Below are 16,303 nucleotides of genomic sequence, written 5' to 3'. Positions count from 1 at the left end.
AAAGACTACACACTATTGCTATACACTTCAAATAGGTTTATAAAAACGTTATTTGATAGTAATACAATACATGTGTAGTCTTTTATTATGATTCATTCACAAAATATAAACCCGTTAATACATTAGCTTCTAAGTCACTTATTTTAATACTAATCGGACTATTGCGTATTAAATGATGTGCTTTTACATATGTTTCTATACTTTCTTTATAAGGCAATGCACTTTGTGTCACGCCACCACCTAATACAATATGATAAATATTAAATACACTAAATAAATTTGTACACAGTTGTTGAGTTAGTTTTAACACTTCTTCAATCATTTGAATTATTGCTTCATCTTCCCCTTGAACATACATTTCAATTGCTTCTTTCGTATTCACTTCTCTTTGTAAAATATCACTCGCTTTTCTGCTAATCGCTAACCCGGAAATTTCATTTTCAACACAGCCATATTGCTTACAGACAGGACATTGGTAACTGCTATCACTTTTAATTACTGTATGGCCAATCTCACCAAAGTTTCCGTCAACGCCAGAAACTAATTGCCCTTGTTTCATATAGGCCATGCCAACACCTGTACTAATCGTTAAATAAATGAAATCCTCAGTTTGTGCTTTTATATACTGATGTTCTGCTAAAATTGCAGCATCTGTATCATTAACAAATTGTGGCTTAAATTCGCTATTCTGCGTTATATAAGCACCCGCATTAAATCCATTATATTTTTGCAAATTAGGTGGGTTTAAAAATAAGCCTTGAGTATAATCACACGGCCCTGGCATCGCAATATTTAAAACAGTCTTATCGACGTCCTTATAATTTGTTATATAGTCATTCGCCAGACTTATAATTTCATTGAATTCCTTTTCTGGCACATCTTTATTCGTTTTAAATTTTTGACTCGCTACGATTTCTAAGTCTTCATTGATAAGCCCAACAATCGTTTTAGTTCCTCCAATATCAACACAAATTTTCAACATCAAGCACCAACTCCATCATTTATTATTTTATCTTAATTATGTATAAAAAGAGGCACAGACAAAACCAATTTGCCTTGTGACAAATCAAATTCATCTCGCCTCTCCTTATTTATACATGGCTGACAATCATCGTCATGTCACCATTAAATTGAATCTCATCGTCTTCTGTTGTCAGTATAAAGTGCGTACCTTTGTTTAAACTGTAGTCGCTTCCGTCTACAGTGATTTGTCCGCTGCCTTCAACAATTGAAACAAGACAGTAGTCCTGCGGTTTTCTATAATTTAAGTTACCATCGATTATCCAACGTTCAACTGTAAAAAAATCATTGGACACAAATTGTGTGTACTGCTGTCCTTGGATATTTTCATGTATTGGCGTTGTATTAGGCGAGTCTTCTGAAAGATGAATTACTGCTTTACTCTGTTCTAAGTGCAAATCACGTTTGTTTCCATCTTTATCTACACGATCATAATCATATATTCTATATGTCGTATCCGAAGATTGTTGTGTTTCTAAAATCATAATACCTTTTCCAATAGCGTGTACTGTTCCAGCTGGTACATAGAAGAAATCTCCTGCTTGTACTTTTACTGTTTTAAAAAGGGTATCAAATTGTTGTTGATCAATCATTTCATTTAATTCATCCTGATTTTTAGCGTTTACATCATAAATAATCTCTGCATCTTCTTGTGCATCTAGAATATACCAACACTCTGTTTTGCCATATTCACCTTCATATTTTTGTGCATATTCATCATTTGGATGGACTTGAACTGATAATTTATCGTTTGCATCTAATATTTTCGTTAATAAAGGAAATTTAGCATCTCCAGTTTCACCAAATAATGCTTTATATTCATTCCATACTGTTTCTAATGTTTTACCTTTATGTTTACCATTCTCAATTATATTCGGTCCATTGGGATGTGCTGAAATCCCCCAACATTCACCTGTATATTCATTAGGGATGTCATAATTGAATGATTTTAAAGCCGTACCACCCCATATACGTTCTTGAAAAACGGGTTGTAAGAATAATGGCATATGCGCATACCTCCACTTATATTTCTTTTAGTATATCGTATATTTGTTCTGTATGTGTTGCATCGATTAAACTTTGACGGATATCATCATCCATTAGCGCTCTAGATAAACGCTGTAACAATTTCAAGTGCGTATCACTACTATCACTTGGTACTGCAATTAAGAAAACAATTTTTGGTAATGTGCCATCTAAGCTATCCCAATTCACGCCTTGTTTATTATTCATAACTGCTACGATTGGTTTTTTCACTGCATCTGATTTAGCATGAGGAATTGCCACATTCATGCCTATAGCCGTTGTCGACTCCATTTCTCGTTTTAAGACGTCTGCTTTCAGTCTTTCCGTATCTGTAATATAATCATATTTATTTAATTGACCTACAAGATGTTCAATTGCTTCGTCTCTTGTCAATTTCTTCTCTGATATTTCAATTACCTCTTGCTGAAATACTTCAATTTCGTCATCTGTTGTTGCTTGTTTATCTTCGCTTATTTCAGCGCTATTTTGCGTTGCTACTTCTGTATCATTCTGAGTTTGCGCAGCCATTCCTGCGTCTGTATGCGCTGCATCTCCAGCTATTGCTGGTGTTTTTCTTCTTAGTGTCAATACTGAGAACATTGTCACAACACTACCTACAATTACTGCTATAAAGAACCAAAGCACTTGATCAATACCACCAAGCACAGCTACGATAGGTCCACCATGCGCTACTCTGTCACCTACACCACCAATTGCTGCAATCGCCGCAGCAATCATGGCTCCTATCATATTAGAAGGTATAATACGTAAAGGATCTTGGGCAGCAAAAGGAATCGCACCTTCCGTTATACCAAATAATCCCATTGTAAATGAAGCTTTACCCATTTCTACTTCACCTTTATTAAACTTGCGTTTGTTGATAAATGTTGCAAGACCTAGACCAATAGGTGGTGTACATACTGCAACAGCAACCATACCCATTACCGCATAGTTTCCTTCAGCAATCAGTGCTGAACCAAATAGAAATGCAACTTTATTTACTGGTCCACCCATATCAAAAGCAATCATTGCGCCAATAATCAACGCTAAAATCACGATATTTGTTCCTTGCATACCTTTCAGCCATGTCGTTAAGCCTTCAAAAATACTAGCAATCGGTGCGCCAATTAAGAAAATAAAAATGAGCCCTACGATAAGTGAAGATATTATCGGTATAATGATAATCGGCATAATTGGAGCCATTACTTTTGGTATTTTAATATTTTTTATCCATTTTGCAATATAACCCGCTATGAAACCTGCTACGATACCACCTAAAAATCCTGCACCTGCGTCACTACCATAAAAACTACCATCAGCAGCAATCGCACCACCGATCATCCCTGGCACAAGTCCCGGTTTATCTGCAATACTTACCGCAATATAACCTGCCAAGATAGGGACCATAAAGCTAAATGCTAAATTCCCAATATTTTCAATTGATTTCCAAAATGAATCTTCTGGTATTACTAACCCTTCAGGTGTAGCTTTGCCCCCTAAAGTCAATGCAATCGCCATTAATAGTCCACCAACAACGATAAATGGAACCATAAATGAAACACCATTCATCAAATGTTGATATATCATTTGCACGCCGCTTTTTTGCTCTTCATCATCTTGATTAGAAGCGCCTGTCGCATTAGCGTCATGATGTATGTGCGCATCTTTATCGATAATACGTTGAATGAGTTCTTGTGGTTTCTGAATACCTTCTCGAACACTTTCATTAATTAATAATTTCCCATCAAATCGAGATAAATCTACTTGGCGGTCTGCGGCAATGATAATCCCATCCGCTTCTCTAATTTCTTTCGCTGTCAAAACATTTTCAGCACCGACGCCTCCCTGCGTCTCTACTTTAATGTCTGCACCCATTTCTTTACCTGCTTGCTCTAATTTCTCTTGAGCCATATACGTGTGTGCTATCCCATTTGGACACGATGTTATCGCTAAAATTTTCATAACGTTCATCCTCCTTACTTATAATTGTAAACGCATTCATAAGCATATAAAAAAGAATAATTGCCGTTGGTAGTGCCAATTATTCTTTCACTAACTGAATTACTTTATCTTTTAAAATTTGATCTTCAAGCACTAGCAACTGATCTACATCATTTTCAGTTAAATTAGCTATCGTATGAATGATTTTTTTCATGGCTGGAATATCTTGTTCTGCTATTGCTAAGAAAAAGACTAATTTCGCCCTATTTTGTTTCCAGCCAAAACCCTGCATATTTTTAAAAATTACCACGTGTGATTTCAGCACCTTTTCAGGGTCGCCATGGGGAATACTAATACCCTTTCCTATAAAAGTAGAAGAAAATTTTTCTCTTTCTAAAGCACTTTGAATATATTTTTCGGTAACTGAATGGTTGTCTCTGAAAATAATTTGCGCCTGTTCAAATACATAGGATGCTTCTGTTAGCTCTTGTTTGTCTGAGTGTACATCAAATTGAATGGCTGCTAATTCATCCTGATTTAGCACAGGATTTTGCTTATGGCGTATAAAGGATTGAATTTTATTAGCATCTTCGTTGGAAAATAGTGGCGAAACTTCCATTACTTGCAATGTATCTGGCACCTGAGATTTATCTATAAAGTACGTCGTAATTAAAGCATCGACACCTGAAAAATCATACTGTGACACATCTTCTAACTTCAATGTATCTATCACGTATATCCTATCATCTAAATTTGCTATCTTAGCTTCTAATAAACTTGAAATACCCAAACCATAATAGCAAGTAATTACGATATTAAAACGATTTTTCTCATTACGATCTATGGATGATTGAAAATGTAATGCTAAAAATGCAATTTCATCTTCTACTAGATTTATTTTTGCGTCTTTAGACAGATGATTTACAGTTTCATATAAGGTGTTAAAAACAAAAGGATAATGTTTTTTAATATCTTCAGTTAATGGATTGTTAATGTAGACATTTTTAGCAATGCGTAAATAGGTTCTACTAAAATGTGAATAAACATTGTCTCGTAATGCTTTATCTTTGGTAAAATTCACTCCTACACTTTTTTCCATTTGATATATCATCCTATCGATGTAACTTTTAACGAACACTTTTTCTAAGCCTAAATCGTATTTATTAAAATAGTAACTAATAAAAAATGAAAACAATTTTGCAGTTTCATCACTTAACCCATATGCTAATTTTTTATTTATTTCGTCTATACAATGCTGGGCTATAATTTGTGATTCTTCATCTATAACCCACGAAGCATCATCGTCATTGTTTCTTTTAAATATAATAATAAGATGTATGAGCAATTGTCGAATTCGAATATCGGAAGTTTGTATTTGGTAATCACTTAAGTTACTTTTAATAATTTGAAATATCATTTGAATATGTGCTTCCGGTATTTCATTTAGAATGAATTGCTCTACGGTCTGGTCTTTTGTCGAGAGCTGATTTAAATGCAGAATTGCATTTCTTATATTCATTTCGTTACCATTAACTGTGATACCTTTTTTCTTAGTAATGTTTACACTAATATCAAATGATGTACACCATGATTGTATTCTATTTAAATAGTCATTTACTTCTGATTTTGTTAAATCAAAGTCGTTTTCCAATTGATCAATGGTCATAGGTTGTTGATGCATTAGCAACTGATAGCCTAATTTCAACAGTATTTCACTTTCTTTATTCGTAAATGCTGTAACGATTTCTGCCAATTGTTCCACACTATATAAGGTACGATTCATTTTATATCCTCTACCTTTTACACTAACAATGAGTTCTTCCACTAACTCGCTATTAATATACTTAATATCACTTCGTACAGTTCTGTTGGAAACATTCAAGTAGTTCGCTATTTCGTTTGCACTTAAATAATCATTGTTATTATTTAATATTAAACGAATAAGTTTAGCATGTCTTTCTTGCATAGCTGCACCGCACTTTCCACATTATTACACGCCTTATTAGTAAGCGTTTCCTATAATATCAAATACATTGTAGCTATAACTCATTATATAAGCAAGGAGTTCACTGTTTGCATAACGTTACATTAATTTCTGCTGTAAATTATTGTTTTAAATAAAAAAGAGATAGCAACTGAAATTTTCATTCATTACTATCTCTCAATTATTAGTTTGTTACTTTACTAATTGTTTGTTGTATATATTGATGTGCCACTTTGAGTTGTTCAATTTCTGTTTGACTGAGTTGAATTTCAAACCTCTGTTTAATACCTTCACGTCCCACTAATGTAGGTAGACTAAAGGCACTCTCATTCAAACCATATTCATTACTTATTGAAGTTAACGGCATGATGGTCTGTTGGTTTAATGCAATTGCTTGTATTAAATAATTAACTACTTTCGATATCGCTACATTTGTCCATCCTTTTTTATAAAACACATCCATAGATACCTGATCAATTTCTGAAGTTATACGTGTTTTATCGATTGGTGACGTATGCGTCAATTGTTCAAATTCATCTAATGTCATGCCATAAATTCTAACTTTACTCCATACTGGCACTGCATGTTGTCCATGTTCTCCAATCACAAATGCTTCAACATTCTTAGGGTCAACTTGGTAATATTTCGCAATCAATGTTTTAAAGCGAGATGTTTCCAAAGCTGTTCCAGTACCCATTATTTTATGAGAAGGATATTGAGATGCATTGCTCATATAAGTAATTGTATCCACTGGATTGGAAACTACAATAACAATCGCATCTTGTGTCACTTGATTAATTTGTTTCATGACTCCCTCAATCATAATTCTGTTACCTTTCGCTAGTAATACACGATCGCCCTCATTAGGATCTGTTGGCACACTCGCTGTAATCACAATGAATGATGCATCAGCTAAATCTTCATAACTACTTTCTCGAATATTGATGTGTGTTGAATTCGGTAAACCTTGCGTGTGCAAATGATCCAGTGCTTCACCACTTGCTCTTTCTGTATCTGTATCAATTAATACAATATCTGAGAATAAATTTAAATTTTGGACGTCTGTGAGTACTTGGCTTCCTACTTTACCAAGTCCAATGATTCCTATTTTGGACATTTTATCCCTACCTTATCTATAGAATATTAATATATGATACTTTTAACTACTATATAAAATGTAACAAACGCATTGTGTTATATCTTATTTTTCATATGGAATGACATCTTGACCGTATTCTTTTTTAATAAAGTCTTGTGTATCTTTTGATTGTAGTACTTTAATTAACGTTTGGTATTTTTTATCATTTTTATGTCCTTTTTGAACGGCAACTATATTTGCAAATGGTGATGATTTATCCTCAACTGCAATCGAATCTTTATGTGGTGTTAGACCGTTATCGATAGCATAGTTAGAATTCATAATAACTGCCGCGCCTTCTTTACTGTTATATGTTTTAGGTAAAAATTCAGCGCCTTGTTTGTTATTAAATTTTAAATCTTTTTTATTTTCTACAATATCCTCAAATTTTGCATCTTCAATATTTACACCTTTTTTAATTTTAATTAAGCCTTTATCAACAAAAAAAGATAAGAAGCGTCCTTCTTCAGCAGGGTTGTTCGATACATAAATCGTTGATCCTTTAGGGATATCTTTAATATCTTTATATTTTTTACTGTAAACACCCATTGGCGTAGTTAAGACTTTCCCTACTTCTTCAATATTATAATTATGATCTTCTTTTTCAGCTTTTAGATAAGGTACATGTTGGAAAAAGTTTGCATCTACATCGCCTTTATCCAATAATTTATTAGGTACTTTATAGTCATTCACCGTCTTAATTTCTAAATCATAACCTTCTTCTTTCATTGCTTTTTTAGCATGTTTAAGCACTTCGCCATGTGGTGCTGGAGATGTTGCTATCGTGATTTTTTTATCTTCACCTTCGCCCTTTGAATTTCCGCACGCTGCCAATATAACTACTAATACTAATAATGAAACTAAACTTATAACACTTTTCATTAAATCTCTCCTTATAATTTGTTTTACTTTACGACTAAAGCTATGTATAAAAAAATACTTTCTCTTCATTTTCAAGAGAAAGTATCCACCTTCTCTCATCTTTGAAAGTAAAATTACTTTCTGTGAATTAGCACCATTTCAAAAACGACGGTTGCTGGGCTTCATAGGGCACATCCCTCCACCACTCTAGATAAGAGTAAATCATATGCAATTGATTGTTTTAATCCTAGCATCGCGCTCATGATTAGTCAATAAGTTTTTAGAAAATTCTAAATCATTTGTTTTCATAAACATTTTACTTTCGTTCCATGTGAAACAATAATCATTCTGATAAATAACTTTATAATTTGAGGAGTTTAAAGAAAGAATAATACCTTAATTTAATATATACATCTACAATAATAATATAAAATATATATAAAAGTATGCGTAATAATTTTATGAAGTGGTATATATACATTAACGAGATAGAAACAATACATAACATGAGGAGTTGCATAATAATGAGAATTTTAGTCTTAGGAGCAGGTGGTATCGGTGGTTACTTTGGTGGTCGCCTAGCTGAAGGTGGTCAAAATGTTACATTTCTAGTACGTTCAAAAAGAAAAGCATATCTAGAACGAAATGGTCTATCTATTCATAGCGAAAAAGGTGACTGTCATTTTAACCCTCAACTTATTACAAGAAAAGACCGCGTGAAACCATTTGATGTAGTACTCTTGTCTTCTAAGTCTTATCATTTAGAACATGCCCTTGAAGATTTAACACCATTTGTTAATGGCAATACGGTGATTATTCCATTACTTAATGGAATCGCACATCTACCGAAGTTACAGTCAACTTTCGGCGACAATAAAGTCATGGGTGGCTATTGTGTCATTGAAACGACGATAAACCCCGTAGGTGAAATCGTTCATACAAGTCCTTTTGACAAACTCTTTTTTGGTGAATTGAATGGCGACCAAAGTGAACGTGCTGAACAAATTGCTCAAGCTTTTTCAAATACTAAGGCTGAATTTATTTTAAGTTCAAATATCCAGCAAGGTATGTGGCATAAATATTTAATGATCACTGTACTATCAAGTCTTACTACACTCATGCATGCACCAATTGGACCAATTCGTGATAGCGTGGGAGGCGTAGATTTTATTGAGTCACTATACAACGAAGCCGCTTCAATTATGCGTGCACATAATGCGCCCATTTCGGATAATATCGTCGATCAATATATGAAATCACTGCCGCAATTATCTTATCACTTCAAGACTTCTATGCAACGAGATATGGAAAAAGGATTAAATATTGAAGCAGATCATTTACAAGGTTATTTGTTACATTTAGCAGCATCATACCAAATAGATGCGCCTCTGCTAACTACTGTTTATCAAAACCAAAAAGTATATAAAGAAATGCTTCAATAATAACTATTTATTATTGATTTCAGAGTGTCGACAAAATCTATTGTTTTGTTGGCATTTTTTTGTGCACGCTTTCCGCGGGCACACCTCAGCCTGTAGTCTTCGGCTAGTGCTTTTCCCGCCGGAGTCGGCACAAATCACTGACTTTATTTAAACAAAAATAATTTTATTATTGAAGAAAGATTGTCTCAAGTAAAAATACCTATAAAAAATAAACCAAGTGCTATAAAAGCACTTGGTTTATTTATGTTTTGAAAGTATTCATAATAAAACATATTGAAAAGTTTCATTATGTTATTTTTTTATCATTAATTTTTTGAAACCATTTATAATCAGCGGATAGAACAACGCTAAAATAGTCATCAATGATAAAACGATACTAATTGGGGATCCCAAAAATATATCTCCTACATTGTTATTACTAACTATTAAGCTTTTACGGAAATTCTGTTCCATATCTGAACCTATAATTGCTGCCAAAATCAAAGGTGCAAGTGGAAAATCTAATAATTTCATAACTAATCCAATAATACCGAAAATAATTAAAATATAGAAATCAGTTATACTATAACCTAATGTATATGTACCGATAAACGCTAGCACCAAAATAAGTGGATATAAAACTTTTGGCGGTGTACGTAATATCTTTAATAACAATCCTATTAAAGCAATGTTTAAAATCACTAAAAATATATTACCGATAAACATGCTATTAACGAGTGTCCATATCGTTTCAGGTTCGTTTGCAAATAATAAAGGCCCTGGTTGTAAGCCTAGCATAACTACCGCACCTAAAATCACAGCCGTTGTCCCTGAGCCTGGAACGCCCATCGTTAATAATGGTATTAAAGCACCTACTGATGCAGCATTATTAGAAGCTTCTGGCGCAGCTACACCTTCTATTTGTCCTTTCCCAAAATTCTTACCATTTTTAGATATTTGTTTTTCGGTTGAATAGCTTAACATTGCCGCAATAGAGCCACCAGCTCCTGGTAAAACACCTATTAGAAATCCAATAGGACTTTGTCGAAACATAGCACCTCTTGTTCGTTTCCAATCTTCTTTTGATAATTTCATTGATCCTACATCAGCTTTAGGCGGTTTCAATGCATCTAAATGTAAATAATTATATAATACTTCTGCTACTGCATATACACCAATGATAACTACTAAGAAGTTGATGCCTTCACTTAGATGAGGTATGTCAAAAGTGAAACGATAAATACTTGTTTGTAAATCAACACCTACTGTACTAACAATTAAACCGATACTCGTGGCAATAAACCCCTTAACCATCTTTCCAGATGATAAAGTTACAATAGCTGAAAGTGTAAATAAGAATAGTAAAAAATATTCTTGTGGACCAAATTTTAAAGCGAAGGCAGACAATGGCTTAGCTAAAATGATAAAACCAAACACTGCAGTAATACCACCTATTAATGAAGCTATAGCTGAGATAGTTAGTGCTTTACCAGCCTCTCCATTTTTGGTCATCGGGTAACCATCGAATGTAGCTGCAATCGCTGAACCATCACCTGGCGTATTTAATAAAATCGAACTTCTCGAGCCACCGTACATGGCGCCATAATAAATTGAAACCATTAAAATCAGTGCACTTACTGGTTCCATACCGAATGTCACAGGTATCAGTACTGCAACCGCAGTCGCAGGCCCTAATCCAGGTAACATACCTACCACTGTACCTAGAAAACCACCGATAAGTACCCATAAAAGGTTCATCGGATGAAACGCAGTTGATAATCCTTCTAAAAAACTACCTGCATCAATCCCCATTTAAATCACCCTCCTTAAGGTAAACTGACATTCAATAATTGTGCGAATGTGTACCATGCAATGCCAGAAAAAATCACCGTAACTAAAATATTTTGTAACCATCTTTTATATCCATTAATTAAGAACATAATCGCACCTAAGAATATAATTGTTGAAATTAAAAAACCAAGACGTTCGAATATTAAAGCGTATATCACTGTTAAGATAATTGTTAAAACGATACGTATAAATGTTTTTCTTTCTAGTAATTGTGAAAAAGCTGTGAATTCTTCGTGACGTTTTTTAAACTCTTGATAAAAATAAACAATGCTCATTATAAGAAGTAATAAACCAACTAACATTGGAAAATACATCGGACTATTAGGGTCTCCAATGTTTGATTTTGGTATATTAATTGTTAATACTAAATAAACTACACCAAATAATATTAATAATACTGGAAAGACAAGTCGTGACATTTATACTCCCCCTTATTTCAGACCTGAATCTTCGACTAATTTTTTATATTTCTTGCGTTGTTCTTTTAAGAACGCTTCACTTTCTTCGCTATCTTTGTAAAAGTTTTCCCAATCATTGTTTTTTCTTATTTCTTGCCATCTGTCAGATTCAACTACTTTTTTCATTGTAGTATCCCAATATTCACGTTGTTGTGGTGTCATATCTTTCGGTCCCATGACCCCACGCCAATGTGGAAATACGACATCAACACCTTGTTCTTCCCAAGTAGGCACTTCTTCAATACCTTCAACTGGTTTATCTGCAGTGACTGCCAACATTTTTAATTTCCCAGTTTGGTGTTGTTCTTTAACTTCAGAGACTGCAGTAGATGCAACATCTACGTGACCACCTAATAAAGCCGTTTGTAAATCTCCTCCACTCTTATACACAAGGAAATCTATTTTTTCTACATCAACACCAAATTCTTTTGCTGCCTGTACAAATGCTAAATGATCATTGTTTCCTAAACCTGGTGCGACACCTATAGTTAAGGATTCTGGATCTTCTTTTAGTTTTTCCATCACTTCTTTACCAGAGCTTAAGTTAGATTGATTAGATGCTGTTAAACTAATCCATTCAGTTGCTAAAATAGCAATAGGAGTGAAATCATCTGTACTTAAATCACTTAGCCCTAATTCATTGTTAGATAATAATAAACTGGAATTAATAGATATGGTGTTCGGTGAACGTGATTTTAAATATTGCCAACCTACCTCTCCACCACCTCCAGGTTTATTAATAACATTGACATTTTGCTTTGTTAAGTTTTCATCGATCATAATTTTTTGAATGGCACGAGCTGTTGTATCCCAACCGCCTCCTGGAGAAGCCGGTGCAACAATTTCTACCGTTTCATTGGGAAATTCCTTATTTGACGCATTCGAATTATTATCTTTGCCACAACTTGCTAGCACAATTGAAAAAATGACAATTAAAATCCCCCATCTTTTCATCCTAATCCCCCTTTTGTTGAAAGCGTTTACAAACTAACTTTATATTATCAGATAATTCAGTCTATTAAAACATTAATTTATGCTTTTTATGTTTTTCTTATTTGAAAGTCAATATTTTAAAAGTTATATTAAAATATTAATAAAAGTGCTAAGTATTATTTAAAAAGGGCATCAATAAGCTTCGTTATAATACTTTATCTAGTAGTTAAAATAAATGCTTAATCACAGTAGAAACAGGATATATTAAGTATAATGCTTTCTTTAAAATTCTATTTTAATCAAATATGTATTAATAAGGATTAAACGTATAATTTGGGGGGATTTACTATGGGACAGAATCATCCATTTGATAAAGCTACACAACTAACTGAAGAAACGCCTGGTGTTTATAGTGGCCATACGTCCGAAAAGTATGCCAATATGATTGGTCCGTTTGGTGGTGTTATTGCATCTACGTTACTTCGTGCCGTCTTAGAACATCCAGAACGATTAGGAGAACCAGCATCATTAACTATCAACTACGCAGCACCTGTAGCTGATGGCGATTTTAATATTATAGCATCACCGACTCGAACAAATGGATCTACTCAGCATTGGTATATTGTCCTTTCTCAAAATGATAAAACTGTTATTACTGGAACGGCTGTTACTGCTCAACGACGAGATACTTGGTCTACTACCGAGATAGCGTTCCCTAATGTACCAGCTGCTGAAAAAGTTGCACTTCCATCTATAGAGGGCGCACCACCTTGGTTGCAGAATTATGATATACGAATTATTAAAGGGGCACCACTCGCGTTATCACAAACACAATCTAACAATGCTCATGATTCAACGACGCTTCAATGGATACAAGACAATCCAAAGAGAAACCTCGATTTTCTCTCACTTACTTCAATATGTGATGCTTTCTTTCCACGTATTTGGGTGCGTCGTGAAAAAATGGTGCCGATTGGAACAGTTTCAATTACCATTTATTTTCATTCTGATTCAGAAACACTTAAAAAACATGGCGATCGAGAAGTCTTAGGCCATACGCGTGCGCTAAAATTCTATGATGGCTTCTTTGATCAAACTGGAGAAATATGGAGCTATGATGGAATTTTACTCGCGACGACGAGCCAATTTGTTTATTATAAAGAATAACTATCTTAAATTTCATAAGAATTAAAAAAGAGCTATAAAGCATCTACGACATAGATGCTTTATAGCTCAATTTATGAAATATTTTAATGACTTACTTCTTCATTTTGAAAATGTCCACCATGATATTGATCTACATATTGATAATCATGTTCTGTACGCGCTTTCAAAATTGCGTTTCTTAATAGATTATTTACTTTATTTTTTCCATGTATGATTTCGCCCCATACACGTGCATTTTCTTGTACAAATGTTGTACGTGGTTTACGCTCTTCTTCAAATTCTTTAAATGCTTGTTCATAATTCGTTTCATGTTTTTCTAACATATCAGCCATGAATGATGCATCTTCTAAAGCTTGGCATGCGCCTTGAGCAAGATACTGTAGCATTGGGTGCGCCGCGTCGCCCATCAATGTGAAGTTGCCTTCTGACCATTTATCAATTGGCTTGCGATCAAACATTGGCCATCTTTTTTGTCTTGAAATATAAGAAACTGCAGTTTGCACTTTATCACATGTCCCTGAGAATACTTCATCCATTTCTTCTGGTGTACCCCAGTCATCTGCGAGTTCATTACCTGGTTGATAGTTTTTACTTTTAAATACAACAACTTGGTTATAAAGTTCACCTTTACGTACTGGATATTGTACAACATGCATATCAGGACCAATCCACATATAGACATCGTCCAGGTTACCAATATTAGTAACTTCTTCCATTGGAATTGCACCTCTATATGCAACATATCCTGAACAAATAGGTTCGTCATCAATTAAATAACCGCGTGTAGTAGACCATAAACCATCTGCGCCGATAACAGCATTTGCTTCATGACTATCACCATTTTTAGCTGTGACTTTTACATCTCCGTTGTTTTTTGTTTCTATGTTTTTGATGTATTGATTTGTAGATAATTCAATATCAGGATGTTCTTCACATGCTTCTAATAAAATACGATGCAAATCAGAACGATGAAGTACGATATAAGGTGCACCATATCTCTCACGATAATTTGAATCGATATCTAGCGCAGATAATTCTTCACCCGTAAATGCGTTCATTAATACTAACCGTTTTGGAAAAACAGCTACTTCATTAATCTTATCCATTACGCCTAATTTTTGTAATACATTTGTACCATTCGCCGCAAGTTGAATACCCGCGCCAATTTCTTTGATTTCTGGTGCCTTTTCTAAAACTTTAACATCATTTCCATTCTGAGCAGCACCCAAAGCTGTTGCTAAACCTCCAATACCGCCGCCAATAATGATCATTTTTTTATTTTCATTACTCATGATGTTTACCCCCTTGTTTTAAAAATCAACTTTAAAAAATTATTATGATTAAGTTATTTTATATCATGTAATGTTATTAACGAAAATCGTCTGTAAATTCGCTAATTATTTTTTGATGCCCCTTGTTTTCTTCTAAACTATTTCCTCTTTCTAACTCAAAGCGATCCATAATTGGAATATCATTAACTGAGAATAAATATGAATCTTCACTTGCTACATGTTCATGCCAATTCCAGTTTGGTACTACAAAGTAATCCCCTTTTTTCCAATTAAATTTCATACCATTAATAACGGTATAACCAGATCCTCTATGCACACAATATATAACTGAGTGTGTATGTCTATGTGCTTTTGTATGATGTCCTTTAGGTAAATGTGTCATTCTAGAGCCGACCGTTGGGTTAGCAGATTTTCCTGTTGACGGATTAATATATTCAACTGTAAATCCATCATATGGATCAGGTTCAAAGTTCATAAGACCGTTGATTGCATCTACAGTGCGATCCCATTTATAGTTAGCCAGTGGCGCTACATCAAATTTGTCATCACCAATTGGACGTACCATTCCACCTTGATATCTTTTTTCAGAGAAGTTATCTGGAACATCAGGTTGTTGCAATCCATCTTCGTATGGTTCAAAGAAAGTACCACCTAGATTATAAATAGTAGGAATATCTAACGCATCCATCCATATCATTGGTTCATCACCTAAATGACCATGACCATGCCATAAATTTTTAGGCGTTGTTAAAAAGTCCCCTTCTTCCATAAATATACGTTCACCTTGAACAATTGTATATGCGCCTTCACCGTCAGTTATAAATCTGAGTGCACTTTGCGTATGACGGTGTGAAGGAGCTTCTTCTCCTGGTTGTAATAATTGCACTGCTGCATAAAGCGTCTGAGTAGTCGATACATGTCCCCATGGTTGACGATAAGTTAATCCTGGGTTTTGAAAATAGATAGCACGACGCTCGCCACCTCTGTCAGGCGTAAATATTTCCGCTGCCTCTGATAATTTTTTCTTCAACAATTCACCACTCCATAAATAAGCTTGTGCGTGTGATTGTGGTGTCTTATTCATTACTTCAGGAATAGCTTCCCAAAGTGGTCCTAAGTTATATTGTTGAATATCTCGTGTGAAATCTTTTACGTCACTGTCTTGTAAGAAACTTCCTTTATCTGCCATAAAAAAATCTCCCCTTTATAAT

Annotated in this window: 13 protein-coding genes and 1 riboswitch; of the genes, 2 read left to right on the top strand and 11 right to left on the bottom strand. The window is 34.2% G+C overall.

What is annotated here, in order from left to right:
* Nucleotides 1–85 precede the first annotated feature (85 nt).
* From ACP3TL_RS13480 to ACP3TL_RS13455, 6 genes are all read right to left on the bottom strand, one after another.
* The gene (locus ACP3TL_RS13480) at nt 86–982 is read right to left on the bottom strand and encodes an ROK family protein (protein ID WP_069833146.1); all 897 of its coding nucleotides are present in this window, start codon (nt 980–982) and stop codon (nt 86–88) included.
* A 109-nt stretch (nt 983–1,091) separates the two neighbouring features.
* Nucleotides 1,092–2,027, bottom strand: coding sequence for a mannose-6-phosphate isomerase, class I (gene manA, locus ACP3TL_RS13475; RefSeq protein ID WP_069833145.1), 936 nt, complete (start codon nt 2,025–2,027; stop codon nt 1,092–1,094).
* Between the two features lie 16 nt (nt 2,028–2,043).
* Nucleotides 2,044–4,008: a fructose-specific PTS transporter subunit EIIC gene (locus ACP3TL_RS13470; protein WP_285325764.1), complete on the bottom strand. Its 1,965-nt coding sequence runs from the start codon at nt 4,006–4,008 to the stop codon at nt 2,044–2,046.
* Between the two features lie 79 nt (nt 4,009–4,087).
* Nucleotides 4,088–5,953: a BglG family transcription antiterminator gene (locus ACP3TL_RS13465; RefSeq protein WP_069833143.1), complete on the bottom strand. Its 1,866-nt coding sequence runs from the start codon at nt 5,951–5,953 to the stop codon at nt 4,088–4,090.
* A gap of 202 nt (nt 5,954–6,155) precedes the next feature.
* Nucleotides 6,156–7,088 carry a lactate/malate family dehydrogenase gene (locus ACP3TL_RS13460; RefSeq protein WP_069833142.1) on the bottom strand — a complete coding sequence of 311 codons (933 nt, stop codon included), beginning with the start codon at nt 7,086–7,088 and terminating at the stop codon, nt 6,156–6,158.
* An 84-nt stretch (nt 7,089–7,172) separates the two neighbouring features.
* On the bottom strand, nt 7,173–7,991 hold the full coding sequence (locus ACP3TL_RS13455) for a MetQ/NlpA family ABC transporter substrate-binding protein (protein ID WP_069833141.1): 819 nt from the start codon (nt 7,989–7,991) through the stop codon (nt 7,173–7,175).
* A gap of 92 nt (nt 7,992–8,083) precedes the next feature.
* Nucleotides 8,084–8,188, bottom strand: a riboswitch (SAM riboswitch).
* 306 nt (nt 8,189–8,494) lie between these two features.
* Here ACP3TL_RS13455 and panE point away from each other — a divergent pair.
* Complete coding sequence (panE, locus tag ACP3TL_RS13450) at nt 8,495–9,412, top strand: 2-dehydropantoate 2-reductase (protein ID WP_069833140.1); 918 nt, start codon at nt 8,495–8,497, stop codon at nt 9,410–9,412.
* A gap of 291 nt (nt 9,413–9,703) precedes the next feature.
* On the opposite strand, the gene ACP3TL_RS13445 is transcribed toward panE, so the two are convergent.
* From ACP3TL_RS13445 to ACP3TL_RS13435, 3 genes are read right to left on the bottom strand one after another with little or no spacing between them, the layout of a single operon-like run.
* Nucleotides 9,704–11,203, bottom strand: coding sequence for a tripartite tricarboxylate transporter permease (locus tag ACP3TL_RS13445; protein ID WP_277575657.1), 1,500 nt, complete (start codon nt 11,201–11,203; stop codon nt 9,704–9,706).
* 14 nt (nt 11,204–11,217) lie between these two features.
* Nucleotides 11,218–11,661 (bottom strand): tripartite tricarboxylate transporter TctB family protein, encoded by a 444-nt coding sequence (locus tag ACP3TL_RS13440; protein ID WP_069817837.1) that lies wholly within the window; start codon nt 11,659–11,661, stop codon nt 11,218–11,220.
* 12 nt (nt 11,662–11,673) lie between these two features.
* Nucleotides 11,674–12,654, bottom strand: a complete 981-nt coding sequence (locus tag ACP3TL_RS13435; RefSeq protein ID WP_069817836.1) for a tripartite tricarboxylate transporter substrate binding protein — start codon at nt 12,652–12,654, stop codon at nt 11,674–11,676.
* Between the two features lie 327 nt (nt 12,655–12,981).
* Here ACP3TL_RS13435 and ACP3TL_RS13430 point away from each other — a divergent pair, with 327 nt between their 5' ends.
* Nucleotides 12,982–13,800 carry an acyl-CoA thioesterase gene (locus ACP3TL_RS13430; RefSeq protein ID WP_285325770.1) on the top strand — a complete coding sequence of 273 codons (819 nt, stop codon included), beginning with the start codon at nt 12,982–12,984 and terminating at the stop codon, nt 13,798–13,800.
* A gap of 83 nt (nt 13,801–13,883) precedes the next feature.
* On the opposite strand, the gene ACP3TL_RS13425 is transcribed toward ACP3TL_RS13430, so the two are convergent.
* Nucleotides 13,884–15,092, bottom strand: coding sequence for an FAD-dependent monooxygenase (locus ACP3TL_RS13425; protein ID WP_069833137.1), 1,209 nt, complete (start codon nt 15,090–15,092; stop codon nt 13,884–13,886).
* A 76-nt stretch (nt 15,093–15,168) separates the two neighbouring features.
* Nucleotides 15,169–16,281, bottom strand: a complete 1,113-nt coding sequence (locus tag ACP3TL_RS13420) for a cupin domain-containing protein (RefSeq protein WP_069833136.1) — start codon at nt 16,279–16,281, stop codon at nt 15,169–15,171.
* Between the last annotated feature and the right edge of the window lie 22 nt (nt 16,282–16,303).

Origin of the sequence: Staphylococcus caseorum (assembly GCF_049943195.1) — a bacterium.
Lineage (GTDB): Bacteria > Bacillota > Bacilli > Staphylococcales > Staphylococcaceae > Staphylococcus > Staphylococcus equorum_A.
The sequence above is the reverse complement of the archived record's forward strand: the minus strand, read 5'-3'. Positions and strand labels throughout refer to the sequence as shown.

What these genes read in the sequence shown, in the direction of transcription:
- ACP3TL_RS13480 (WP_069833146.1), bottom strand. Translation starts at nt 982, where the DNA reads ATGTTGAAAATTTGTGTTGATATTGGAGGAACTAAAACGATTGTTGGG.
- manA (WP_069833145.1), bottom strand. Translation starts at nt 2,027, where the DNA reads ATGCCATTATTCTTACAACCCGTTTTTCAAGAACGTATATGGGGTGGT.
- ACP3TL_RS13470 (WP_285325764.1), bottom strand. Translation starts at nt 4,008, where the DNA reads ATGAAAATTTTAGCGATAACATCGTGTCCAAATGGGATAGCACACACG.
- ACP3TL_RS13465 (WP_069833143.1), bottom strand. Translation starts at nt 5,953, where the DNA reads ATGCAAGAAAGACATGCTAAACTTATTCGTTTAATATTAAATAATAAC.
- ACP3TL_RS13460 (WP_069833142.1), bottom strand. Translation starts at nt 7,088, where the DNA reads ATGTCCAAAATAGGAATCATTGGACTTGGTAAAGTAGGAAGCCAAGTA.
- ACP3TL_RS13455 (WP_069833141.1), bottom strand. Translation starts at nt 7,991, where the DNA reads ATGAAAAGTGTTATAAGTTTAGTTTCATTATTAGTATTAGTAGTTATA.
- panE (WP_069833140.1), top strand. Translation starts at nt 8,495, where the DNA reads ATGAGAATTTTAGTCTTAGGAGCAGGTGGTATCGGTGGTTACTTTGGT.
- ACP3TL_RS13445 (WP_277575657.1), bottom strand. Translation starts at nt 11,203, where the DNA reads ATGGGGATTGATGCAGGTAGTTTTTTAGAAGGATTATCAACTGCGTTT.
- ACP3TL_RS13440 (WP_069817837.1), bottom strand. Translation starts at nt 11,661, where the DNA reads ATGTCACGACTTGTCTTTCCAGTATTATTAATATTATTTGGTGTAGTT.
- ACP3TL_RS13435 (WP_069817836.1), bottom strand. Translation starts at nt 12,654, where the DNA reads ATGAAAAGATGGGGGATTTTAATTGTCATTTTTTCAATTGTGCTAGCA.
- ACP3TL_RS13430 (WP_285325770.1), top strand. Translation starts at nt 12,982, where the DNA reads ATGGGACAGAATCATCCATTTGATAAAGCTACACAACTAACTGAAGAA.
- ACP3TL_RS13425 (WP_069833137.1), bottom strand. Translation starts at nt 15,092, where the DNA reads ATGAGTAATGAAAATAAAAAAATGATCATTATTGGCGGCGGTATTGGA.
- ACP3TL_RS13420 (WP_069833136.1), bottom strand. Translation starts at nt 16,281, where the DNA reads ATGGCAGATAAAGGAAGTTTCTTACAAGACAGTGACGTAAAAGATTTC.